Annotated in this window: 24 protein-coding genes and 1 pseudogene; 11 read left to right on the forward strand and 14 right to left on the reverse strand. The window is 71.7% G+C overall.

The annotated features are described in order from the left end of the window. From ABTU92_RS21360 to recA, 3 genes and pseudogenes are all read right to left on the reverse strand, one after another. Positions 1-1,140, reverse strand: a pseudogene (locus ABTU92_RS21360) (hypothetical protein); the annotation flags it as partial. Next, complete coding sequence (locus tag ABTU92_RS21365; protein WP_408093640.1) at positions 1,137-1,568, reverse strand: hypothetical protein; 432 nt, start codon at positions 1,566-1,568, stop codon at positions 1,137-1,139. The gene ABTU92_RS21365 and the pseudogene ABTU92_RS21360, both read right to left, overlap by 4 nt. A 669-nt stretch (positions 1,569-2,237) precedes the next feature. After that, complete coding sequence (gene recA / locus ABTU92_RS21370) at positions 2,238-3,320, reverse strand: recombinase RecA (protein ID WP_408093641.1); 1,083 nt, start codon at positions 3,318-3,320, stop codon at positions 2,238-2,240. 235 nt (positions 3,321-3,555) lie between these two features. On the opposite strand from recA, the gene ABTU92_RS21375 reads away from it, so the two are divergent. Further along, the gene (locus ABTU92_RS21375; protein WP_408093642.1) at positions 3,556-4,032 is read left to right on the forward strand and encodes a hypothetical protein; all 477 of its coding nucleotides are present in this window, start codon (positions 3,556-3,558) and stop codon (positions 4,030-4,032) included. A gap of 9 nt (positions 4,033-4,041) precedes the next feature. Here ABTU92_RS21375 and ABTU92_RS21380 read toward each other — a convergent pair whose 3' ends face one another. The 4 genes from ABTU92_RS21380 to ABTU92_RS21395 form a co-directional block, all read right to left on the reverse strand. Further along, a complete protein-coding gene (locus tag ABTU92_RS21380) occupies positions 4,042-4,479 on the reverse strand; it encodes a hypothetical protein (RefSeq protein ID WP_408093643.1) in 438 nt (145 codons plus the stop codon). Positions 4,480-4,642: 163 nt separating this feature from the next. Further along, positions 4,643-4,864, reverse strand: coding sequence for a hypothetical protein (locus tag ABTU92_RS21385; protein ID WP_408093644.1), 222 nt, complete (start codon positions 4,862-4,864; stop codon positions 4,643-4,645). 120 nt (positions 4,865-4,984) lie between these two features. Continuing rightward, a complete protein-coding gene (locus tag ABTU92_RS21390; protein ID WP_408093645.1) occupies positions 4,985-5,623 on the reverse strand; it encodes an NrsF family protein in 639 nt (212 codons plus the stop codon). A gap of 62 nt (positions 5,624-5,685) precedes the next feature. Then, positions 5,686-6,234 (reverse strand): sigma-70 family RNA polymerase sigma factor, encoded by a 549-nt coding sequence (locus ABTU92_RS21395; protein ID WP_408093646.1) that lies wholly within the window; start codon positions 6,232-6,234, stop codon positions 5,686-5,688. A gap of 217 nt (positions 6,235-6,451) precedes the next feature. On the opposite strand from ABTU92_RS21395, the gene ABTU92_RS21400 reads away from it, so the two are divergent. The 4 genes from ABTU92_RS21400 (at position 6,452) to ABTU92_RS21415 (ending at position 9,179) form a co-directional block, all read left to right on the forward strand. Further along, a complete protein-coding gene (locus ABTU92_RS21400) occupies positions 6,452-6,733 on the forward strand; it encodes a DUF2282 domain-containing protein (RefSeq protein WP_408093647.1) in 282 nt (93 codons plus the stop codon). 139 nt (positions 6,734-6,872) lie between these two features. Then, a complete protein-coding gene (locus ABTU92_RS21405) occupies positions 6,873-7,736 on the forward strand; it encodes a DUF692 domain-containing protein (protein WP_408093648.1) in 864 nt (287 codons plus the stop codon). Between the two features lie 184 nt (positions 7,737-7,920). Continuing rightward, positions 7,921-8,697 carry a DUF2063 domain-containing protein gene (locus tag ABTU92_RS21410; protein WP_408093649.1) on the forward strand — a complete coding sequence of 259 codons (777 nt, stop codon included), beginning with the start codon at positions 7,921-7,923 and terminating at the stop codon, positions 8,695-8,697. Continuing rightward, positions 8,694-9,179: a DoxX family protein gene (locus tag ABTU92_RS21415; protein WP_408093650.1), complete on the forward strand. Its 486-nt coding sequence runs from the start codon at positions 8,694-8,696 to the stop codon at positions 9,177-9,179. The genes ABTU92_RS21410 and ABTU92_RS21415 overlap by 4 nt, the downstream gene beginning before the upstream one ends. A 291-nt stretch (positions 9,180-9,470) precedes the next feature. Here the strand turns inward: ABTU92_RS21415 and ABTU92_RS21420 are convergent, their stop codons facing one another. After that, entirely contained in the window at positions 9,471-10,460 is a 990-nt protein-coding gene (locus ABTU92_RS21420) for a Bug family tripartite tricarboxylate transporter substrate binding protein (protein ID WP_408093651.1), read from the reverse strand. Positions 10,461-10,662: 202 nt separating this feature from the next. Between ABTU92_RS21420 and ABTU92_RS21425 the strand changes: the two genes are divergently transcribed. After that, entirely contained in the window at positions 10,663-11,760 is a 1,098-nt protein-coding gene (locus tag ABTU92_RS21425) for a DUF3616 domain-containing protein (RefSeq protein WP_408093652.1), read from the forward strand. 161 nt (positions 11,761-11,921) lie between these two features. Here ABTU92_RS21425 and ABTU92_RS21430 read toward each other — a convergent pair whose 3' ends face one another. The 5 genes from ABTU92_RS21430 to ABTU92_RS21450 all read right to left on the reverse strand — a co-directional run bounded on the left by ABTU92_RS21430 (position 11,922) and on the right by ABTU92_RS21450 (position 15,861). Then, positions 11,922-12,212 carry a helix-turn-helix domain-containing protein gene (locus ABTU92_RS21430; protein WP_408093653.1) on the reverse strand — a complete coding sequence of 97 codons (291 nt, stop codon included), beginning with the start codon at positions 12,210-12,212 and terminating at the stop codon, positions 11,922-11,924. Next, positions 12,209-12,535, reverse strand: a complete 327-nt coding sequence (locus ABTU92_RS21435) for a type II toxin-antitoxin system RelE/ParE family toxin (protein WP_408093654.1) — start codon at positions 12,533-12,535, stop codon at positions 12,209-12,211. Before ABTU92_RS21435 ends, ABTU92_RS21430 begins: the two co-directional genes overlap by 4 nt. Positions 12,536-12,613: 78 nt before the next feature. After that, positions 12,614-14,263, reverse strand: coding sequence for a fumarate hydratase (locus tag ABTU92_RS21440; protein WP_408093655.1), 1,650 nt, complete (start codon positions 14,261-14,263; stop codon positions 12,614-12,616). A 383-nt stretch (positions 14,264-14,646) separates the two neighbouring features. After that, positions 14,647-15,369 carry a lectin gene (locus ABTU92_RS21445; RefSeq protein WP_408093656.1) on the reverse strand — a complete coding sequence of 241 codons (723 nt, stop codon included), beginning with the start codon at positions 15,367-15,369 and terminating at the stop codon, positions 14,647-14,649. A gap of 81 nt (positions 15,370-15,450) precedes the next feature. Beyond that, positions 15,451-15,861 carry a cupin domain-containing protein gene (locus tag ABTU92_RS21450; RefSeq protein ID WP_408093657.1) on the reverse strand — a complete coding sequence of 137 codons (411 nt, stop codon included), beginning with the start codon at positions 15,859-15,861 and terminating at the stop codon, positions 15,451-15,453. Between the two features lie 210 nt (positions 15,862-16,071). Between ABTU92_RS21450 and ABTU92_RS21455 the strand changes: the two genes are divergently transcribed. Beyond that, positions 16,072-16,380: a hypothetical protein gene (locus tag ABTU92_RS21455; protein WP_408093658.1), complete on the forward strand. Its 309-nt coding sequence runs from the start codon at positions 16,072-16,074 to the stop codon at positions 16,378-16,380. Between the two features lie 40 nt (positions 16,381-16,420). On the opposite strand, the gene ABTU92_RS21460 is transcribed toward ABTU92_RS21455, so the two are convergent. Then, complete coding sequence (locus ABTU92_RS21460) at positions 16,421-16,978, reverse strand: hypothetical protein (RefSeq protein ID WP_408093659.1); 558 nt, start codon at positions 16,976-16,978, stop codon at positions 16,421-16,423. 403 nt (positions 16,979-17,381) lie between these two features. On the opposite strand from ABTU92_RS21460, the gene ABTU92_RS21465 reads away from it, so the two are divergent. From ABTU92_RS21465 to ABTU92_RS21480, 4 genes are all read left to right on the forward strand, one after another. After that, the gene (locus tag ABTU92_RS21465; RefSeq protein ID WP_408093660.1) at positions 17,382-17,690 is read left to right on the forward strand and encodes a hypothetical protein; all 309 of its coding nucleotides are present in this window, start codon (positions 17,382-17,384) and stop codon (positions 17,688-17,690) included. Positions 17,691-18,031: 341 nt separating this feature from the next. Continuing rightward, entirely contained in the window at positions 18,032-20,209 is a 2,178-nt protein-coding gene (locus ABTU92_RS21470; protein WP_408093663.1) for a transglycosylase domain-containing protein, read from the forward strand. A 262-nt stretch (positions 20,210-20,471) separates the two neighbouring features. Further along, positions 20,472-21,053 carry a DUF1214 domain-containing protein gene (locus tag ABTU92_RS21475; protein ID WP_408093661.1) on the forward strand — a complete coding sequence of 194 codons (582 nt, stop codon included), beginning with the start codon at positions 20,472-20,474 and terminating at the stop codon, positions 21,051-21,053. Further along, a partial coding sequence (locus ABTU92_RS21480; protein ID WP_408093662.1) for a DUF1254 domain-containing protein occupies positions 21,050-21,486 on the forward strand: 437 nt, incomplete at its 3' end. The genes ABTU92_RS21475 and ABTU92_RS21480, both read left to right, overlap by 4 nt.

Consider the following 21,486-nt stretch of genomic DNA (forward strand, 5'->3'; position numbering starts at 1 on the left):
GGCGACGACGGCGCCGGCGACCGTCGCGCCAACCGGGAAGCGGCGCGCCGTGGCGGTCACCAGGATCCCGGCGCCGACACCCGCCCCGACCCACCAGGCGAACAGCCAGGAGGCGAGGAAGCGTGGCTGGTGATGCGGATGGACGATGACGCCGGCGGCGCCGACCAGCGCCAGCAGCAGCACGGCGCGGCCGCCCGGCGGCCATCGCCGGCCGGCGACGAGGGCGATCGCGAACAGCACCGCGACGGCGACCGCCGCGGCCGGCACGGCATGGAAGCTCTCGGCCGCCGCGGCGGCGTAGACCCGGGCGGCGTGCAGCGGATCGAAGCCGGCCCCGGAGGGCGCGTTGGTCGGCCCGACGAACCACAGGAAGGCAGGCAGCCGCTTGGGAATCAGGAACGACACGGCGACCGGCAGGACGTGCCAGGCGAGGATCGCCCGGCCCGGCACGCCGAGCGCCGGCGCGAGACGGTCGCGGTGCCGTGCCCAGGCGATCGCGACCCGGGCGAACAGCAGCGCATAGGCGACGGTGACGAGATTCTCGGGCGGGTACAGCGACACGGTGCGGCCGAGCAGGTCGAGGCTCGTCGGCCCGCGGCGATAGATCACCACCACCAGCCCGGCGACGACGAGCGCGGCGATCACCAGCGGGTCGCGCGCCAGGCCGGCGACGAGGCGACCGGGCGACGGCGGGCGGGCCTGCGCGACGACGACGCGGACGAGGCGCGCGAGCGCGGCGCGGTGCTCGATCGCCGCCGTGACGGCGAGCGCCGCCACCACCAGGCCCCAGTAGTTGCCCTTGGTGAAGAACAGAACGGTGAGGACGAGGCCGAGCATGCGCCAGCGCCGGACGGCCTCGCGGCGGTCGAGCCCGGACGGCATCTCGGCGGCGCGGACGAAGCAGAGCAGCGCGAGCGCCGACAGCGCGGCACCGGGCCCCTCCAGCAGCACGTCCGAGCCGAGCAGCGCGAAGGCCGGGCTCGACAGCGCCAACGCCCCGGCGACCGCGGCGGCGACCGCTCCGGCCGCGCCGGTGGGCGGGCCGGGACGATCCGCTGCGGCGCCGTCCGGCGCGCCGACGGGCGATACGAGGTGCGGAGGATCGACCAGCCGGCGGGCCAGCACGGCGGTCAGGATCACGGTCGCGACCCACCGAGCAGCGCCGGCACGATGGCGAGGCGAAGGTCGGGTCCGCCGGCGAGCAGCACGCCGGCCAGCACGAGCCCGTTGACGGGCGGCCACACCACGGCCCGGGAGAGATGGGACAGGAAACCGCCGACATCGCCCTGGCGCAACGCCAGCGCGAGATCGAGGCCGAAGCCGAAATGGCCGTTGCGGTCATGATGGACGTCGGTCCACAGCCCCTCCGGGGCGGTCCAATAGGCGTGCAGCAGGGCGCCGGCGAGCGCCATGGCGATCACGGCGACGGCGAGCACGGCGAACCGGCCGAGCCGGCGCGGGCCGGGGCCCTCGGGCGGGAGCGCGGGCGCCGCCGACCGCGACCACGGCGCCGTCGTCGTGGCCGTGAAGCGCAGGTCACCGAGGACCGCGGGCGGCCCCGCCGGCAAGGCGGGCGCGACGGGAGAGACGGGCGCGACGGGCCGGGAGGCGCCGGGCGACAGGGCGACGGGCGGCGACGGCGGCGCGGGGAGTCGCGACGGCTCTTGACGGTGCGGCCCTGCCGGCCCGGATGACGATATGCGCATCGTTTCGGCCTAGCCGAGACGCGGCGCGCCGGCAATCCGACGTCTCGGCGATCCGGCAGGGGGCCGGCGGCAAGGGGGGGGCAGCGGCAAGGGGGCCGGCAGGATGCGCGCGCGGGACATCGACGCACGGCGGACAGGCGCCCACGGGACGGGCGCGCGCGGCGGTGTGGTCGTCGCCGGCGCCGGCTCGACGCGAGGCCGGCTCGGGCAAACGCGCCTTCCCCGGCGCGGACATGCCCGCCCGGACATGCCCGTCCGAGCGATGGCGCGCGATACGGACGGCACAAGCGACACAGCGCGACGGCGTCCGCGAGCCGCGACGGCGAGAAGTCCGAACGTCTCCGCCCCGCACGATCACGCGATCACGCGATCGTCGGGCGGAGACGTTCGCTGGCCATCCCACCACGGTGGCTCAGCTCTCGAAGCACTGCGCAGCGCGGTCCGCCCCGATCGGGTCGAACCGCGCTGCGACGATCCCGTCCCGGCGCCGCCGCGACTGGCGGTGGCGCCGATCGCCGGCGGGCGACGCGCCTACTCCTCGCCGCCCTCGTCGTCGTCCTCCTCGGGCTCGCCGGCGAGAATCTGCTCGGCGATCAGCCCGGCGTTCTGGCGCACCGCCTGCTCGATCTTGGCGGCGACGTCGGGATTGTTGCGCAGGAACGTCTTGGCGTTCTCGCGGCCCTGGCCGATGCGGGTCGAGTCGTAGGAGAACCAGGCGCCCGACTTCTCGACGATCCCGGCCTTGACGCCGAGGTCGATGATCTCGCCGAGCTTGGACACGCCCTCGCCGTACATGATGTCGAACTCGACCTGCTTGAACGGCGGGGCGAGCTTGTTCTTCACCACCTTGACGCGGGTCTGATTGCCGATGACCTCCTCGCGCTCCTTGATCGCGCCGATGCGGCGGATGTCGAGGCGGACCGAGGCGTAGAACTTGAGCGCGTTGCCGCCCGTCGTGGTCTCGGGCGAGCCGTACATCACGCCGATCTTCATGCGGATCTGGTTGATGAAGATCACCATGGTGTTGGAGCGGCTGATCGACGCCGTCAGCTTGCGCAACGCCTGGCTCATCAGCCGCGCCTGCATGCCGGGCTGGGCGTCGCCCATATCGCCTTCGAGCTCGGCGCGCGGCACCAGCGCGGCGACCGAGTCGACCACCAGCACGTCGACGGCGCCCGAGCGCACCAGCGTGTCGGCGATCTCCAGCGCCTGCTCGCCGGCGTCCGGCTGCGAGATCAGGAGGTCGTCGAGATTGACGCCGAGCTTGCGGGCATAGACCGGGTCGAGGGCGTGCTCGGCGTCGACGAAGGCGCAGATGCCGCCCTTCTTCTGCGCCTCGGCGACGGTGTGCAGGGCCAGCGTCGTCTTGCCCGAGGATTCGGGACCGAAAATCTCGACCACGCGGCCGCGCGGCAGACCGCCGACGCCGAGCGCGATGTCGAGGCCGAGCGAGCCGGTCGATACCGTGTCCACCTCGAGCGGCTTGGTCGACTTGCCGAGCCGCATGATCGAGCCCTTGCCGAAGGCGCGCTCGATCTGAGTAAGCGCGGCATCGAGGGCCTTGGTCTTGTCCATGGAGGTATTCTCAACGACTCGCAGGGGGGCCGACGCCATCAACGCCTCCTCTATGCCCGGGATTCGGAGGGCCGACAACGCAGGCCGCGCCTCCATGAGCTAGACCGTACACCATCTGTTCTCATTTCGCAATATGTTCTCGTTACGTCCTTCATTCATACCGTCCGGCGCCGCGGCTCGCTCCCGGATCAAACCGCTGGTCGGCGGCTGGCGCGGCGCGTCGGGCGTGCTATGCGGCACGGTTCGGAGCCCCTGAAGCCGAAGGACTGCCGCCATGCCGATGCTGCGCCGCTCGTCGCTCGTGCCGATGTGGGCGACGTTCCTCGTCCTCGCCGCGGCCACTCTGGTGACGGCGCTCGCGGCTGCCGACCTGCCCGGACCAGACGACATCGCGGTGCCGGCGCCGACCGCGCCTCCGAGCCCCGATGCCGGTGCGAGCGGCGGCGATGCCGCAGGCGACGCCGCTTCGGATGACGCGCTCGCGGCCGAGCGAGCCGCCGTGCAGGCGTTCGGGGCGAAGACTCCGGCCTGTCTGGCCTGGGGCGACGGCTGCGTCACCTGCCTGAGAGGCGAGGACGGCAAGACCGTGTGCGCCAATCCGGGGCCGGCCTGCCTGCCGCGCGAGACGGCCTGCCTGCGCGTGCGCGACGTGCCGCCCGATCCGGCGCCGAAGAACGCCGCCCCGGCGGACGCACCGAAAGGCGCCGCGCCGACGCCTCCGCCGGCCTCCCCGGCCCCGCCGAAGCCGTGACGGCGGCGTCTACTTGCCGCAGTTCCACACCGGGCCGATCGGCGTGTCGGTCCAGCACGGACCGAAGCCGCCGCCGTTCCAGCGGCCCTGGTAGAAGCGGGCGCCGCCCCAGCCGTACACCCACTGCCACCCGCCCGGGGTGAGATAGCGCCGGCCCGGACCGTAGGGACGAGCGATCCACGAATCGCGCGATCGGTAGGGACTGGTGTCCTGTGGCGGCTCGTAGCCGGGCAGGAAGCCGTAGCCGCGCGACCGCCGCACCGTCACCTTCGTCCGCTTCTTGGCGGGCCCGGCAGCGGGCTCGGTCGTCCCCGCACCCTTGGCGGCGGACGGACCGGACGACGATGCCCCGGCCGAACCGGCGGGTGCGGCCGTCGCCGGGCCGGCTGTGGCTCCGGCTGTGGCTCCGAGCAGAGCGACGGCGAGAATCAGGGGGATGGGGCGCATGGCGGTCCTTCTGCCGGGAAAGCGCGGCGCAAAAACGGCGCCCTCACCCTAGCCCCGGACGCCGCCCGCCTGAAGGGCCCGCTCCGCCGCGACACGGAGCGAAACAGAACGCGGCGAACAAGTCCTCACCGGCCCGACCGTCCGGGCGCGCCGCGGCGGCGGCTCAGGCGTCGGCCGTGCGCGCGTGATGATCGTGCAGGAACACGGCGAGCTTTTCGCGCAAGGCCTCGTCGCGCTCGCTCGTGTGGCCGGCCAGGACGGCCTCCTCGAACAGGTCCTGCTGCACATCCTGCGGCAGGCGGTCCCAGACCGCTACGACGGCCGAGCCGAGAAGCCTCTCGAAACGCTCGCTGCGGGGATCGGCGGAACGGCGGTCGGTCTGCATGGGCGCGTCTCCTGCGGATGAACGGTGGGGTCGCGCGGCGGCGGGGCCGCGACGGATGTCCAAGACCGATGTCCAAGAGCCGGCCGGGCGGTTTGTTCCGACCGTCGGCCGGCGTCGCCGCTACCAGCGCAGCACGCGCGCTCCGGCGAGCGCCCCGACGACGACGACCAGGGCGGTCGCCAGCGTGTACCAGGTGGCGACGAACAGTGGTGAATCATCGGTGCAGTGCAGGGCGTAGAGAGCAGCCGCCACGGCGGCGCTGAACAGGCCGGCCGCCGCCCCGGCCCGCGCCGGGTGCAGCGGGGCGCCGCCGCGCAGCGCCCACAGGGTCGCGACCAGGACCGGGACCGAGAGCAGCGGGATGGCGACGAGGCAGACCCGGGCGTTGCTTCCGACCAGACGCCGGCCCCAGTCGGCGGCCGGCACGGTGGCGAGCTCGGCCGCGACCGAGACCCCGAGCAGGCCGGCCGGGGCCGCGAGGCCGGCGGCGATCCGGCGCACCGGGGCGGCCGGCTCGGCGAGCCGGACCGCGAGCGCGCCGGCGACGATCGCGAACAGTCCCATCTCCAGCGGCTTGAGGACGAAGCGCAGCGTCTGCGCCGCGGTCGCGAGGTCGGCGCGTGGCCCGAGCGCGAGCCCGAACAGCGCGACGGCGACCAAGAGCCCGGCGGCGGCCGCGACCGGCAGCGCGACGACGAGCCGGGGCTCCGTCGCGTCGCCGTCGGCCACCAGGGTGCGGAGCAGATCGTCGGTTCTCATGTCCAGGTTCCGTGCGTCCAGATTCGGTTCGTCCGGTCTCGCATGTCTCGCGTGCGTGTCGCTCAGGTGCGCTCGGCGGCGGTGCGACTCAGCCGGGCGAGGCCGCGATGCAGCGCCACCCGCAGCGCGCCCTCGCTGGTGCCGAGCTTCTTCGCCGCCTCGGCGATGCCGGCGCCGTCGACCGCGATCGCCGTGACGGCGGCGCGCTCGCCGGCCGGCAGCGTCTCGAGCGCACGGACGAGCTCGGTCTCGCGGATCGCCGGCTCCTCGGACGGCGCCGCCAGCGTGTCGACGACGTCGTCGAGCGGCACGCCCGACCGGCCGCCGCGGCGGCGGATCGCGTCGATCGTCTTGTGTCGGGCGATGGCCGCGAGCCATGGGCCGATCGGACGCGCCGCGTCCCAGGTGTGGCGCTTGAGATGGACGGCGAGCAGGATCTCCTGGACGACGTCCTCGGCGTCGTTGGCGGCGAGCCCGGCCCGCACGATCGCGCGGCGCACGCCGGCGCGCAGCCGCGCCGCCATGCCGCGCAGGCAACGGTCGTAGGCCGCCGCGTCGCCCGCGAGCGCCAGCCGCATCAGTCCGCTCCAATCGTCGTCGTCCGTGCTCACCCGTGATGTTCCTTCGGGCACGCCCCCGGCTTTGTTACGCGACACACCGATACGACACGAGCGTTTGACGGCGCGCGCAGCACGAACACATGGGCGTGAAGACGTAACCGATGGTGCCCCCTTCCGTAAGAGCCTGTACGGCCGGCCGCTCAGGCCCGCCTGCGACGCCCGGGACGCGGCGCCGCGACGGACCCTCTCGTCTCACGGAGATCATGCGATGACCACCAAGCCCGCCCTCGCCGCCGTGCTCGCCGGCTCGCTCGCCGCGGCGCTGTCGCTCGCCGCCACGCCCGCCGCGGCGCAGGGCTCCGACAAGGAGAAGTGCTACGGCGTCGCCCTGAAGGGGCAGAACGACTGCGCGGCCGGCCCCGGCACCACCTGCGCCGGCACCTCCAAGGTCGACTACCAGGGCAATGCCTGGAAGTACGTCGCCAAGGGCACCTGCACCACGATGAAGACCCCGAAGGGCGTGGGCTCGCTCACCGCCAAGGCGAGCTGATCACGCCGAGCTGATCACGCCGGGCTGATCGGGCCGGGCTGATCGGGCCGAGCTGATCAGGACCCACCGATCGCGACGGCGCGGCGCAGAGTTCCGCCGCGCCGTCGATCCTCGGCTCGGCAATCCAGACGAGACCCTCATGACCCACGCCCGTTCCGCTCTGCCGGTCGATGCCGGCGTCGGCTTCAAGCCGCAGCATCTCGACGGCCTGCTCGGCGACGCCGCGCCGCTCGGCTTCGTCGAGATCCACGCCGAGAACTACATGGGCGCCGGCGGTCCGCCGCACGCGATGCTCGGGGCGTTGCGCGAACGATACGCGCTGTCGATCCACGGCGTCGGCCTGTCGATCGGGGCGATGCGACCGCTCGATCCGGAGCATCTCGCCCGCCTGGCGGCGCTGTGCGCACGCCATCCGCCGGCGAGCTTTTCCGAGCATCTCGCCTGGTCGTCGCACGATGCCGTTTATTATAACGACCTCCTCCCCTTGCCGTACACGACGGAGACGCTCGCCCGTGTCTGCGAGCATGTCGACACGGTGCAGACCGCGCTGCGTCGCCAGATGCTGCTGGAGAACCCGTCGACCTATGTGCTGTTCGAGACCAGCACGATCGCCGAGACGGATTTTCTGCGCGAGGTCGCGCGCCGCACCGGCTGCGGGCTCCTGCTCGACGTCAACAACGTGTTCGTCTCGGCCACCAACCACGGCACCTCGGCGGAGACCTATCTGAAGGACTTTCCGCTGGAGCACGTGCGGGAGATCCATCTCGGCGGCCACGCGGAGGCGGTCGACGACACCGGCGCGCCGCTGCTGATCGACGCCCACGGCACGCCGGTCGCCGATCCGGTGTGGACCCTCTACGCACAGGTGATCGCCCGCACCGGGCCGCTGCCGTCCCTGATCGAATGGGACAACGACGTGCCCGACTGGCCGGTGCTGCGGGCCGAGGCGGAGCGGGCGCGCGCGATGCTGAGCGCCGCACGAACGCGAAAGGACGCCGCATGAGCAACGCCCTTGTCTTCACCTCTCCCCAGCGGGGAGAGGTCGGGTCTCGCGCGACGAGCGCGAGATCCGGGTGAGGGGGTGCCGAGCCCCGCCAACTGACGCCGTAAACCCTCACCCCGCCGCGCTTCGCGCGTCGACCCTCTCCCTCAGGGAGAGGGGACAACCCCCGATGGGACGACATGACATGACGACCGTTCATCCCGTTGGCTTCGCGGCCGCCCTGCTCGATCCGGACCGACCGCTGCCGGCCGATGTCACGTCGCACACGGCGCGGCACCCGGAACGGCGCTTCGGGGTCTATCGCAACAACGTCACGGTCTCGCTGATCGAGGCTTTGCGGGCCCGCTTCCCGGCGACGGAACGAATCGTCGGCGAGGCGTTCTTCGTCGCCATGGCGCGGATCTTCGTGCGGGCGCAGCCGCCGCGCTCGCCGCTGCTGATGCACTATGGCGATCGGTTCCCGGATTTCGTGCGCGCGTTTCCGCCGGCCGCCGACATGCCGTGGCTCGCCGACGTGGTGCGGCTCGAGGCGGCGCGCACCCGCGCCTATCACGCCGCCGACGCGACACCGCTGGGGCCCGCCGACTTTTCCGCGATCGCCCCGGACACGCTGGGCGCGTTGCGGGTGACGCTGCATCCCTCCGCCGAGATCGTCCGCGCGAAGAGTCCCGTGGTGACGATCTGGGCGATGAACAGCGGCGAGGCGCCGCTCGGTCCGGTCGACTTCGGCACGGCGGAGGATGCGCTCGTCGTCCGCCCGCATCTGACCGTCGTGGTGCTGCGGCTGCCGCCGGGCGCCGCCACGTTCCTCGGCGCGTTGCAGAACGAGGCCACCATCGTCGACGCCCTCGGCACGGCCTTCGCGGACGACGAAAGCTTCGATCCCACCGCCGCGCTCGCGCTGCTGATCGGCAGCGGTGTGGCGGCCGCCCTCACCCCGTCTCCGGAGGCTGCTCCATGACCGACGCAACCCTGTCCCGGTCCGCGCCCTCGCCATTCGTCGCCGCGGCGCGAGGCGTCACGGCGGCGCTGGAGCGCATCCCCTACGGGCTCGTCGCCCTCGTCGCGCGACTGTCGATCGCCGGCGTGTTCTGGCGCTCCGGCCAGACCAAGGTGTCGGGCTTCGGCCTCTCGGACACGGCCGTCGACCTGTTCCGCGACGAGTACCGGCTGCCGCTGGTCGACCCGGCGCTCGCCGCCACGGCGGCCGCGATCGCCGAGCACCTGTTCCCGGTGCTGCTGGTGCTCGGGCTCGCGACGCGGCTCTCGGCGCTCGCGCTGCTGATCATGACGCTGGTGATCCAGATTCTGGTCTATCCGGACGCCTGGCCGACGCACGGCACCTGGGCGGCGTGCCTGTTGATCCTGATGACCCGCGGCGCCGGCGTGATGTCGCTGGATCATCTCCTGGCCAGGCGGTTCGGAACGACAGCGCCCGCGTGAGGATCAGCCTCGTGCCCCGGCCGCCGAGCCGGGGCCCAGGGCGGCACGCGAGACGCCTCGATCAGCTTCCGCTGAAATCGCCCCCACGCCGCTCATGCCCGCGAAGGCGGGCATCAGGAGCCGCGCGTCGTGCGGCCCTGGGTCCCCGCCTTCGCGGGGACGAGCGGACAGCGGGGCTGCGTCATGAAATCCGACGCCGAACAGAGCCGTCAGCAGACGCCTCGTCCGATGCCCCCGGGTCCCGGCGCGCGGTGCGTCGCACCGCGTCCGGGACACGGGGTCTAGCGATTATCAGTTCAGCTCGATCTTCGCCGCGGCGACGGCGCGCTTCATGCGGTCGAGGTCGCGCTTGATCTCGGCGGCGAACTCGGCGGGCGTGTTGCCGACGATCACGGCCTGTTGGGCGACGAGGCGGCTCTTCACGTCCGCGTGGCCGAGCGCCCGGACGGTCGCGGCGTGCAGCTTCGACACGATCGCGGGTGGCGTCTTCTCCGGCACGACGATGCCGAAGAACGCCATCCAGCCGAGGTCGTCGAGGCCGAGCTCCGTGAAGGTCGGCACGTCGGGCAGCGCCGCGACGCGCTTCGGCCCCGACACGGCGAGCGCGCGCAACTTGCCGGCCTGCACCATCGGCAGCGTCGAGGGCAGGTTGTCGAACAGCACCTGCACCTGGCCGCCGACGGCGTCGTTGAGGGCCGGGCCGATGCCGCGATACGGCACGTGGACGATGTCGGTACCGGTCGCGAGCTTGAGCTGCTCGCCCATCAGATGCGACACCGAGCCGATGCCGGCCGACGCATAGGCGAGCTTGCCGGGCTGCGCCTTGGCGAGGGCGACGAAGCTCTTCATGTCGGTCGCCGGCACGGACGGGTTGATCGTCATGATGTTCGGCACCGCGGCGATGTTCGACACCGGGATCAGGCCGGTGAGCACGTCGTAGCCGAGCGTCTTGTAGGCCGCCGGGTTGATGGCCAGCGTCGAGGCCGTGCCCATGCCGATCGTGTAGCCGTCGGGTTGCGCCTTGACGATCGCGGCCGTGCCGATGGTGCCGCCGGCGCCGCCGCGGTTGTCGACCAGCACCGGCTGGCCGAGCTCCTGGCGCAGGCCCTCGGCGACGACCCGGCCGATCACGTCGGTGGAGCCGCCGGCCGCGAACGGCACGATCATGGTGACGGGCCGGCTCGGCCACGGCTCCTCGGCCCGGAGGGCCGAGGCAGGCAGCAGCGCGGCGGCGAGACCGGACAGGACGAGGCGGCGCGAGACGGGCGAAAAGGTCGGCATGTGAACATCCTTTGACTGGCAATTTCGGGCAGGCCCGGCCCGGCTCCGACCCTGCCCCCGCCGGGCGTGTGACCGCGGCGGCACTCCGCCGCATGAAAGCGCCTTTTGGACTCCGAAACCATCCCCGGTGGGCGCCGCGACGGGTGTTGCGCCGCATACCAGGGCAGCGCTAGGTGGACGACGATCACGAGGGCTTCTACCCATGCCGCTTCGCTCGCCGCCGACGGGCCCGACGTCTCTTCGCACCCGACGCCCAGCCGCCACGACGCTCGCCCGCGTGCTCGGCGCGGCCCTCGGCGGCACGCTCTGGCTCGTCGCACTGGCCGCGCCGGCCGTTGCCGAGAGGCCGGCGCTCGCGCCCGAGACGAAGAGCTGGTCGGTCGACGGCGACTTCGCCCGCAAGACGGCCGACGAGACACCGCGCACGCGCGCCCGCATGAACCTCTCGGGCGCCGCCTGCGCGCCGACCCGGCCGCGCTTCGCCGCCTGCCTGATCGTCAACGACGAGAAGAAGTACGCGCAGTTCTTCTCGATGAAGGACCGCACGCTGGCACCCGGCGCCGTGATCCGCCTCGCGGCCAAGGACGTGAAGGGCGACCCGGACGCCGAGGGCGCCGCCTTCGCCGACCGCTTCTTCTACGTGATCGGCTCGCACGGCCGGCCGCGCCACGGCGACGGTGCCGGGCGCGCGCGCTTCGTGGTGATGCGCTTTCCGGTCGACGCCCGCGGCCGCCCCACGTTCGAGGTCTCCGAGGAGGAGCCGACCGGCGTCGAGACGTCGACCCGGCTCGGCGAGGCGATGCGCGCGGCCGCCGGCCTCGGCGCCTTCTACGACCAGCCGCTCGACCACAACGGCGTCAACATCGAGGGGATCGCGGTCAAGGACGGCCGCATGCATCTCGGCTTTCGCGGCCCCTCGGTCGACGGTGACGCCTTCATCCTGAGCGTCGACGCGGACGCGGTGTTCACGTCGGACGAGCCGCTGCATCCGAAGGTGACGCGGCTGCCGCTCGGCAAGACCACCGGCATCCGCGATCTCGCGGCGGTGCGCGACGGGCTCGTCGTGCTCTCCGGCCCGGTCAACGAGCAGGCCGTGCCGCCGGCGCTGTGGCACTGGAACGAGAAGACCGGCGCCCTCGCCCCGCTCGGCACCCTGATGCCGGCCAAGGGCCTGCCCGCGGACGCCAAGGCCGAGACCGTGCTGGTGCTGCGCGACGCGCCGAAGCAGCCGCTGCGCGTGCTGATCCTCTACGACGGCGCCGAGAACGGCGCCCCGACGGAGTACCGGGTGAAGCGGTGAGGGTTGTCGCTCGGGATTCGCCTGATCAGATAACGGTCATTCCGGGGCGTGCGCAGCAGCGCGCGAACCCGGAATCCAGCGGCACGCACCGAGATCGTGGCTGGATTCCGGGTTCGCGGCTTCGCCGCGCTCCGGAATGACTGCGACCAATCAACCGAGGCTCACTCGGCCAGCATCTCCTCGACGATCCGCGGGTTGCGATCGACGAGCGCGAGCAACACCCGAGCGGGCCCGTCCGGCGTCCGCCGCCCCTGCTCCCAGTTGCGCAGCGTTCCGGTCGACACGCCGATGCGCGCCGAGAAGGCCTCCTGAGTCAGCCCGGTCTTTCGGCGGATGGCGTGAACGTCGATTACGTCCGGGACATGCACGCGGACGCCCGGCACATCCTCGCCGCGCGCATGCGCCGCCGCTTCGCGAAGCCCGCGCAGGATCCGGTCGGCTGCCTTGCTCATGTCCGCCTCCGCCGCCACGACCGCGCGATCTCGACGGTCCACTGCTTGAACGCCGCAACCTCGGCTGCCGAGAAATTCGCCCGCTCGCCCTTGCTCAGCATCGCGACGAGATACACGGGAGCATCCGCCCCGAAATAGGCCGTGACCACACGATAGCCGCCGCTCTTGCCCTTGCCGCGCCCGGCGACCCGCACCTTGCGCATGCCGCCGGAGCCGCGGATCTCGTCACCGCACAACGGATCGGCGGCGATCGTGTCGACGATCGCGCGCCGTTGGTCTTCCGACAGCCCGACCGCCTCCGCGTCACGAATGAACTGCGGCATCTCGGCAACGACGTGGAGCGGCCGGGTCACTGGTCATGTACGCCATTGGCGCAGTCAGTCAAGGGGAGGATGCTGCCCCTACCCCAGGTTCAGCTCCTTGAAGAAGTCGTTGCCCTTGTCGTCGACGACGATGAAGGCGGGGAAGTCCTCGACCTCGATGCGCCAGATCGCCTCCATGCCGAGCTCGGGATATTCGAGCACCTCGACCTTCTTGATGCAGTACTCGGCGAGGTTCGCGGCGGCGCCGCCGATCGAGGCGAGATAGAAGCCGCCGTATTTCTGGCAGGCCTCGCGCACCGCCGGCGAGCGGTTGCCCTTGGCGACCGTGATCAGCGAGCCGCCCGCCGCCTGGAAGTCGCCGACATAAGAATCCATGCGGCCGGCCGTGGTCGGGCCGAAGGCGCCCGAGGCGTAGCCCTCCGGCGTCTTGGCGGGGCCGGCGTAATAGATCGGGTGGTTCTTGATGTAGTCGGGGAGGCCCTGGCCGCTTTCGAGCCGCTCGCGCAGCTTGGCGTGGGCGAGGTCGCGGGCGACGATCATCGGGCCGGAGAGCTTGCACAGCGTCTTGATCGGATGCTTGGTTAGCTCGGCGAGGATCTCCTTCATCGGCTTCCTCAGGTCGATGTGCACGACCTTGCCGCCGAGCTTGTGGAGGTCGATCTCCGGCATGTACTGGGCCGGGTTGTGCTCCAGCTCCTCCAGGAACACGCCCTCCGGCGTGATCTTGCCGACCGCCTGGCGATCGGCCGAGCACGACACGCCGATGCCGATCGGCAGCGAGGCGCCGTGGCGCGGCAGCCGGATCACCCGCACGTCGTGACAGAAATACTTGCCGCCGAACTGCGCGCCGACCCCGAGATCCTGGGTGAGCTTCAGGATCTCGGCCTCCATGTTGAGATCCCGGAAGGCGTGGCCGTCCTCCGAGCCCTCGGTCGGCAGCCCGTCCAGATACTTCACCGACGCGAGCTTGACCGTCTTCATGGTCAGCTCGGCCGAGGTGCCGCCGATCACGATCGCCAAGTGATACGGCGGGCACGCGGCGGTGCCGAGCGAGAGGATCTTGTCCTTCAGGAAGGCGACCATGCGGTCGTGGGTGAGGATCGAGGGCGTGCCCTGGTAGAGATAGGACTTGTTGGCCGAGCCGCCGCCCTTGGCGATGAACAGGAACTTGTAGGCGAGTGCGTCGCCATGGGTGTCGGCCGCGATCTCGATCTGGGCCGGCAGGTTGTTCCGCGTGTTCTTCTCCTCGAACATCGAGATCGGCGCGAGCTGCGAGTAGCGCAGGTTCCGCTTCAGGTAGGCGTCGCGGGCGCCTTCGGCGAGCGCCGCCTCGTCGTCGCCCTCGGTCCACACCTGCCGGCCCTTCTTGCCGGAGATGATCACGGTGCCGGTGTCCTGGCACATCGGCAGCACGCCGCCGGCCGCGATGTTGGCGTTCTTGAGGAAGTCGAAGGCGACGAACTTGTCGTTCGCGGACGCCTCCGGGTCCTCGATGATGGCGCGCAGCTGCTTGAGATGCGCCGGGCGCAGCAGGTGGCTGATGTCGCCATAGGCGGCCTCGGCCAGCGCCTTCAGGGCGCTCGGGTCGACCACCAGGAAGTCGCGGCCGAACGCCGTCTCGACCCGCACCCCCTCCGACGTGATCTTGCGGTAGGGCGTCGCGTCCTTGCCCATCGGGAACAGGGGCGAATGCTTGAAGGGCGGAAGGATTTGGGCGGGCGCGTTCATGGCGAAGGATCCTGGCTCGTGTCCTGGCTCGGTGCGCGGGGATGGCCGCTTATAGAACGATTACAGGATTTGGGGGAGCCGGGGTCCGGGATGGGACTTATGCCGGGTGGGGGACGACGTCGAGCGTCGGTGCGGCGCGCAGCCCGCGGCAACGATTCTGGTCGCGGCCGTGGCCCGAATCGAGGCCGCGTGCCCCGGCCAAGGTGCAGCGGGCCGAAGGCCCGATGCGCCGTAGAGCCGGGGCCCAGGGGCGAGCACGGCCCCGCTCATGCATCGTCGGGCGGCCCCTGGGTCCCGGCTCGCGATGCGGCGCGTCGCGCCGCACCGCGTCCGGGACACGATGGCAGGGAGCGGTCGGACGCGGCGCCGCACGCCGCGGCCGGTCAATTCACCGCGAAGCAGTACAACAGCCCGTCGCCGCCGGTGGAGCGCAGGTCGGCCTGGGTGCAGCCGCCGCCGGGGCCGCGCGAGGGATGCGACGTGTTCCACGACTTCGCCGGGGCCGAGTCGTCGAGACCGGTACGGTCGGAGTGGCCGACCATGGCGGCGCCGGTCGTGCTGCTCGTCCAGTTGCGACAGGTGCGGTCCTCGCCGGACGGGAAGGCGCGGCCGTCGGCCTGCGAGCCGGTGAGGATGTCGTGGCGGTTCGGCGTGTCGCCGCGGCCGTTGATCACCTCGCCCTTCTCGGAGAGCGCCGTCTGCTTGGTGAGGTTGTTGCTCGGCCCGTGCAGGTCGTCGACGTCCTTGGCGATGACGACGCCCTTGGCGTTGCTCCACGGGCCGCGGCCGATGCGGTCGCGGGCGTTGACGGCCGGAGCGCCGTCGGCAGCCTGGGTCGAGAGATAGGCCCGCCAGGTCTTGTCGCCGGCGCCTGCCGCTTGCGCGAGCGTCTGGCAGTGGCGGTCGGCGCCGGCGAGGCCGCCGAGATCGCCGCCCTTGCCCGGCCCCTGGCTGGTGACGAAGAAGGTCATCGCACCGGCCTGCTGGGCGACGGCGGGCGCCGGGACGGCGAGGCCGACGGCGATCGCGAGCGCGGCCGGGGCCGCGCCGGCGCCGATACGAAAGCCGTCACGCGAGATGGCACTCCACGACGGAGCATTCCTCATGGCAGTCCTCCCTGATGGTTTTCTTCTGTCGGGCGGGCAGGCGGCGGCCGGTCGCCCGCAGTCTGGCCGGCCGCCGAAGACTCAGGCGCCGAGCGAGGCGCGATAGTCGGCGTCGCTGACCGGCTCCATCCAGTCGACGTGCTTCCCCTCGGCATTCGCCTCGTGCATCGCCAGGTGCTCCATGGCGACGTCGAGGGCGGCGCCGTGCCAGTGCTTCTCGCCCGGCGGGATCCACACGACGTCGCCGGCCCGCACCTCGCGCACCGGCCCGCCCCAGGTCTGCACCCGGCCCTTGCCGGCGACGATCACCAACGTCTGGCCGAGCGGATGGGTGTGCCAGTTGGTGCGGGCGGACGGCTCGAAGCGCACCCAGGCGGAGCGGATGCGGGCCGGCGGCGGAGCCTCGACCACCGGGTCCTGCCAGACGGTTCCGGTGAACCAGTCCGGGTTCGCCCGTCGCGAGGGCACGCTGCCGCAGGTCTGAATGTCCATTGTTCTCGTTCTCCCGATCGTCCCGACACGAGGTCGTCTCGACACGCCGACCGCGGCGCGCCGGACGGCACTATACGGCGCCACGCGGTGCGGGGACGAGGGCGTCAGCAGGGGCGCGCAGCGGAGCGGAGGCAGCGAGGGGAAGCGGCCGGAACCGCGCGTGACGCCTCCGATTGAGCAGATGGGGGATGCGCGACCGGAGATGCTGGCATGGCCCACCCCCCGCGACGATCGATCGGCCCCGGTCCTCACCTCGCCGGGCCGTTGGTGATCGGGAGCACGCTCGCCGTGATCGCCGTCGCCGGCCTTGCCGTCGTCACCGACACACCGGCCGATGGGCTTCTGCTCGCCGCCGAATCGGGCTTCGGCGCCGCCCTGCTCGGGCTGGCCCTGGCGGGGCTGTTCACCTGCGCGGCGTTCGCCACCAGCTTCGCGGCCCCGCTGGAGACGCCACGCGGCGGCAGCGCGCGGCCGATTCCGGCGCGCGTGCGGGTCCGGAGCTTCGGCGCGCGACCCTGAAGGGTGGCCGGGGGCGGTCGCGCCGGGCGCGGTGGCGCCGTCACTTCATGGTGGCGGGGTCGAGCGCGGCCTGCGGACGGGCCGCCTGCCACTTCGTCTTGTAGAGGCCGCGCAGGGTCAGCGGACCCCACTTGATCTCCGACACGCGCCAGGCCGTGCCGACCTTCATCAGCTCGACCGTCACGGTCTCGGGCTTGCCGAAATTGGAGAACGACACGGTGCCGACCGCCTTGGCCGGACCGGCCTCCTTCACGTCGATCTTGAGGTCGGCGATGTCCCAGGCGTCGCGGCCGACGAACGGGTCGCTGCCCAGCACCAAGCCGGCGCCGGGCCGGGCCACGGCGTCGCCATCCTCGAGGATCACCGAGGCGAGCCCGTGCGAGAAGTAGCGCTTCACCGCCTCGGGCGAGTCGAGCGCCACGCCCTTCGCGGCCTGGGTCGAGTTGCCCACATAGGATTGGTAGATGCCCGACAGGAAGCTCTTGGCCGAGGTGTCGGTCTCGCGCGCTGCCGCCGGACCGACGGGCAGAGCGAGGGCCGCCGCGACCACGACAGCGGTCAGCACGGCGCAACGCCGCGACAGGGTTCGGACGGACATGGTGACGGCTCCCGAGAAGACGAACTGATCGACGCGCTGTGCCTGTGGACGTGGTGTTCTTAGAGCGGTGTTCTTGGACGTGTGCCTGTGACCGGCATCTGTACGTGTTGGTGGGATCGTCCCCGTCCAGGGTTCGGTCCCACGTGCGCAAGCAAACCCTCGAAACACTAAAAAGTTGCCCCGAACGGGCTAGGTGACCGATCACGAGTTCGGGAGGTGGTGAATCAGTCGAAATCCGCCCCGGAACGGCACCCGCCCGCGCCTGTGGCCAGGAGGCGACAACCGGGCGGAATCGGACCGTGCCGGGTTGCCGGACCGCGGTGCGGCGTGGGATCGTGCCGGTCGGATTCCGCTCCGGCCGATCGGCCGTGAGCCCGTCGAACGTTTCGAACCGAGGTCCGCGATGCGCAAAGGCCTGTTCGCCGCCCTGCTGATGCTGCCGTTCGCGGCGGTCCCGTCGACGGCCGGCATGCTCGACGTCCCGCCCTTCAAGGGCAACGACACCGGCGGCATCATCGCCTGGTCGCCGGCGATCGCGCACACCTATCGGGACATCGCCGCGGCGCATTGCGCGACCTGGTACAAGGCCGCCCGGATCACCAGCGTCCACCGGCGCTACGGTGATTACGTGTCGTTCGAGTGCCATTTCCCGCCGGGCTACGACCCGCGCAAATGGATGGTCTACGGCCCGCCGGTGCGGGCGCTGTACTGACGGCGGCGCTCCACCCGACGCCGCCGCGCGCCCTCGGGCGGCATCGTCGCCCCCGGCGCGACAGAACGGGACGAGAACTCCGGGCGCCGCGGGCGCCGGGCCGGCCATACTGCTCCCATAATCCTCGGCTTTGTGACCGGCGTGTCCTTGGCCCGCCGGGCCGCATCGGATAAACGAGATTTTTCCGCGTCGCGTGCCGGGTCGGCCGGGCTCGATGGAGCCGGGCGGCGCCGGATGGCGGCTGTGGGGCGAGCGGGTTCGGGGAGAGGGAAGCGGCCTTGAACGACGACAATCCCGACCGGCTGCGGCGCGTCTCCCTCCGGGAGCGCCTGCGGCGCTTCATGCTCGACCTCGATTCGCGGCTCGACTTCGGACTCTTCAAGGGATTTCGCTGGTCGCGGGAGGTCGTCGAGCGGTTCGTGGTGTTCATGGACCGCTTCTATGTCGGCGGCTGGCGGCGCTGGCTGCTGGTGGAGCCGACCTCGGAGGCGCTGACGCTGGGCCTGGTCGGCCTGGTGCTGATGCTGGCGCTGGCGATTCCCGCCTTCAACGAGACCTCCGACGAGGATTGGCTGAAGAAGTCCGAGCTCGCGGTCGTCTTCCTCGACCGCTACGGCAACGAGGTGGGTGCGCGCGGCATCAAGCACAACGACTCGGTGCCGCTCGAGGACTTCCCGGACCACCTGATCAAGGCCGTGCTGGCCACCGAGGACCGGCGCTTCTACGAGCATTTCGGCATCGACATCGCCGGCACGCTGCGCGCCGTCGTCACCAATGCGCGGGCCGGCGGCGTCGTCCAGGGCGGCTCGTCGCTCAGCCAGCAGCTGGCCAAGAACCTGTTCCTGTCGAACGAGCGCACCATCGAGCGCAAGGTCAAGGAGGCGTTCCTGGCGATGTGGCTGGAGAGCCGCCTGACCAAGAACGAGATCCTCAAGCTCTATCTCGACCGCGCCTACATGGGCGGCGGCACCTACGGGGTCGACGCCGCGGCGCAGTATTATTTCGGCAAGTCGGCCCGCGACGTGACGCTGCCCGAGGCGGCCATGCTGGCCGGCCTGTTCAAGGCGCCGACCAAGTTCGCCCCGCACATCAACCTGCCGGCGGCGCGCGCCCGCGCCAACGTGGTGCTCGACAACCTGGTCGAGGCCGGATTCATGACCGAAGGCCAGGTGTTCGGCGCCCGCCGCAACCCGGCCAAGACCATCGACCGCCGCGACGAGAGCGCCCCCAACTACTATCTCGACTTCGCCTTCGAGGAGATGCGCAAGCTCGTCGACAAGCTGCCGAAGTCGATCGTCGAGCGCGCCTTCGTGGTGCGCACCGCCCTCGATCCGGGCCTGCAGCAGGTCGCCGAGAAGGCGATCGAGGACGCCATCAAGCAGTACGGCCGCGACTACCACGCCAAGCAGGCGGCGACCGCGGTGGCCGATCTCGACGGCGGCATCCGGGCGATCGTCGGCGGCGTCGACTACGGCGAGAGCCAGTTCAACCGAGCCAGCGACGCGCTGCGCCAGCCGGGCTCCTCGTTCAAGCCCTATGTCTACGCGGCCGCCCTGATGGCCGGGCTGAAGACCAACAGCCAGGTGATCGACGGCCCGATCTGCGTCGGCAACTGGTGCCCGAAGAACTATTCGGGCGGCTTCTCCGGCGCCACCACGATGGTCTCGGCGCTGACCCGATCGCTCAACACCGTGGCGGTGTGGCTGACCCGCAAGGCCGGCAACGGCAGCGACCGCGCCGGACGCAACAAGGTGGTGGCGCTCGCCAAGGCGATGGGCCTGACGACCCCGCTCACCGACACGCCGTCGCTGCCGATCGGCGCCGGCGAGGTGCGGGTTTACGAGCACACCGTCGCCTACGCGACCTTCCCGAACGGCGGCAAGGCGGTGCGGCCGCACGCCGTGCTCGAGGTTCGCACCGGCATGGGCGAGACCATCTGGCGCTTCGACCGCGACGGCCCGCAGCCGCGCGAGGTGATGTCGCCGCAGGTCGCCGCCGATATGAACTTCATGATGAACAAGGTGGTCGAGGAGGGCACGGCGCGCCGCGCCATCCTCAACGGCATCAAGGCGGCCGGCAAGACCGGCACGACCAACGCCTACCGCGACGCCTGGTTCGTCGGGTTCACGGGCAATTTCGTCTGCGGCGTGTGGTTCGGCAACGACGACTACTCGCCGCTCAACCGCATGACCGGCGGCTCGATGCCGGCCATGGTGTGGCACACCATCATGGAATACGCCCACCAGGGCATCGAGCTGAAGAACATCCCGGGCCTGCCGCCCAACCCGGCCCAGATCGGCCCGCGCATCGCCGAGGGCGGCAGCGACGTGCCGCGGCCCGCGATGCTGTCCAGCAAGGGCGCCCAGTCGCTGGTCCGTATCGAGCGCCTGCTCGACGAGGCGGCCCGCTCCGCGGTGGCGACGACGCCGAAGCTCGGGCCGCAGACCGAGGCGCCGGCGCTGCTGCCGGGCGCGACGGCGGCAGCCGGCCCGGTCCCGCCCGCCGTGCGGCGGGATTAGACCAAAGATCGAGCGATCCCGCCGTGACAGCATCCGGGCAAGCTTCTTTCGGCGAACGCGGCCGGGGACGATCGCGCGTCCCCGGTGAACGACGCCCGCCGACGTCCTGCGCGGGCTTGACCCGCGCATCCATCCGGAGAAAACGTTCTCGCGAAGCGATGGATCGCCGGGTCACGCCCGGCGACGACGCAGCAACCGCGACGGGACTCGTCGCCCTCCCGCCAGCGTCTGTGCATCGCGCGACCCGTGATCGGACACTCCCGTGCGGCTGCTGATCGGTGCTCTTCTGTCCCTGATGGTCGCAGCGGCGATCGGGCTCGGCTCGACCTGGCTGGCGCTCACCCGCGGCGTTGCCTTCGGCGGCGTGACGCTCGGCGCCTGGACAGCCTATCCGCGCGCCGGCAGCGCCGAGATCGACCCCTATGCGCGCGCCTCGGTGTCGCGCGGCGGCCTGTTGCCGGTCGGCCTCGGCGACGGCGTCGCCTTCATCGCCGAGAAGGACGACAAGGGACGGCCGCTCGACGGCCGCTGCGACGTCCGCCTCTCCGGCGTCACCCCGCAGGCGCGCTTCTTCACCCTGACGCTCTACCGGCCGGACGGCGCCCTGGTCGCCAACTCGCTCGGCCGCAGCGGCTTCACCAGCCAGGAGCTGGTCCGCCGCAGCGACGGCTCGTTCGAGATCGTGATCGCGCCGCGCGCCCGCCCCGGCAACTGGCTGCCGACCGGCGGCGTCGAGCGCTATCTCCTCGTCCTGCGCCTCTACGACACGCCGGTCGGCATCGCGACGCGGGCCGAGCGCGAGGCGCCGATGCCGTCGATCACGGCGACGGAGGCCTGCTCGTGATCCGCTGGCTCCTGTGGCTGCTCGCCGGCCTTATCCTCGGCGGCATCGTTCACTTCGTCACGGTGCTGTGGCTGCCGAAGGCGGCGACCCGCGACGCCTATGCGCGCCTCGCGCCGGTGACGCCGGTCAACGGCTTCGTACTGCTGGGCGAGCCGACCCCGGAGAAGGCGCCGGTGCCGTTCATGGATCCGGCCTTCGCGGCCTCGGTGTGCCGCTACGATCTCGGCCCCGGCGCCATCAAGCTGACCGCGCCGGTGAGCCAGGCCTACACCTCGGTCACGTTCTACACCCGCACCGGCGTCGCCTATTACGCCATCAACGACCGCGCCGCCGGCCGCCGGGTGATCGAGCTCGACCTGATGACGACCAAGCAGCGCGACGCCCTGCCGACCGAGGAGGACGTCACGGCGGCCGACCGGCTGATCGTCGAATC

This window comes from Rhodoplanes sp. SY1 (assembly GCF_046000175.1).
Classification (GTDB): Bacteria; Pseudomonadota; Alphaproteobacteria; order Rhizobiales; family Xanthobacteraceae; genus Rhodoplanes.

Bases quoted from the DNA above. Each gene is read 5' to 3' on its own strand.
- recA (WP_408093641.1), bottom strand. From the start codon at position 3,320: ATGGCGTCGGCCCCCCTGCGAGTCGTTGAGAATACCTCCATGGACAAG.
- ABTU92_RS21375 (WP_408093642.1), top strand. From the start codon at position 3,556: ATGCCGATGCTGCGCCGCTCGTCGCTCGTGCCGATGTGGGCGACGTTC.
- ABTU92_RS21380 (WP_408093643.1), bottom strand. From the start codon at position 4,479: ATGCGCCCCATCCCCCTGATTCTCGCCGTCGCTCTGCTCGGAGCCACA.
- ABTU92_RS21385 (WP_408093644.1), bottom strand. From the start codon at position 4,864: ATGCAGACCGACCGCCGTTCCGCCGATCCCCGCAGCGAGCGTTTCGAG.
- ABTU92_RS21390 (WP_408093645.1), bottom strand. From the start codon at position 5,623: ATGAGAACCGACGATCTGCTCCGCACCCTGGTGGCCGACGGCGACGCG.
- ABTU92_RS21400 (WP_408093647.1), top strand. From the start codon at position 6,452: ATGACCACCAAGCCCGCCCTCGCCGCCGTGCTCGCCGGCTCGCTCGCC.
- ABTU92_RS21405 (WP_408093648.1), top strand. From the start codon at position 6,873: ATGACCCACGCCCGTTCCGCTCTGCCGGTCGATGCCGGCGTCGGCTTC.
- ABTU92_RS21410 (WP_408093649.1), top strand. From the start codon at position 7,921: ATGACGACCGTTCATCCCGTTGGCTTCGCGGCCGCCCTGCTCGATCCG.
- ABTU92_RS21415 (WP_408093650.1), top strand. From the start codon at position 8,694: ATGACCGACGCAACCCTGTCCCGGTCCGCGCCCTCGCCATTCGTCGCC.
- ABTU92_RS21420 (WP_408093651.1), bottom strand. From the start codon at position 10,460: ATGCCGACCTTTTCGCCCGTCTCGCGCCGCCTCGTCCTGTCCGGTCTC.
- ABTU92_RS21425 (WP_408093652.1), top strand. From the start codon at position 10,663: ATGCCGCTTCGCTCGCCGCCGACGGGCCCGACGTCTCTTCGCACCCGA.
- ABTU92_RS21430 (WP_408093653.1), bottom strand. From the start codon at position 12,212: ATGAGCAAGGCAGCCGACCGGATCCTGCGCGGGCTTCGCGAAGCGGCG.
- ABTU92_RS21435 (WP_408093654.1), bottom strand. From the start codon at position 12,535: ATGCCGCAGTTCATTCGTGACGCGGAGGCGGTCGGGCTGTCGGAAGAC.
- ABTU92_RS21440 (WP_408093655.1), bottom strand. From the start codon at position 14,263: ATGAACGCGCCCGCCCAAATCCTTCCGCCCTTCAAGCATTCGCCCCTG.
- ABTU92_RS21445 (WP_408093656.1), bottom strand. From the start codon at position 15,369: ATGAGGAATGCTCCGTCGTGGAGTGCCATCTCGCGTGACGGCTTTCGT.
- ABTU92_RS21450 (WP_408093657.1), bottom strand. From the start codon at position 15,861: ATGGACATTCAGACCTGCGGCAGCGTGCCCTCGCGACGGGCGAACCCG.
- ABTU92_RS21455 (WP_408093658.1), top strand. From the start codon at position 16,072: ATGGCCCACCCCCCGCGACGATCGATCGGCCCCGGTCCTCACCTCGCC.
- ABTU92_RS21460 (WP_408093659.1), bottom strand. From the start codon at position 16,978: ATGTCCGTCCGAACCCTGTCGCGGCGTTGCGCCGTGCTGACCGCTGTC.
- ABTU92_RS21465 (WP_408093660.1), top strand. From the start codon at position 17,382: ATGCGCAAAGGCCTGTTCGCCGCCCTGCTGATGCTGCCGTTCGCGGCG.
- ABTU92_RS21470 (WP_408093663.1), top strand. From the start codon at position 18,032: ATGCTCGACCTCGATTCGCGGCTCGACTTCGGACTCTTCAAGGGATTT.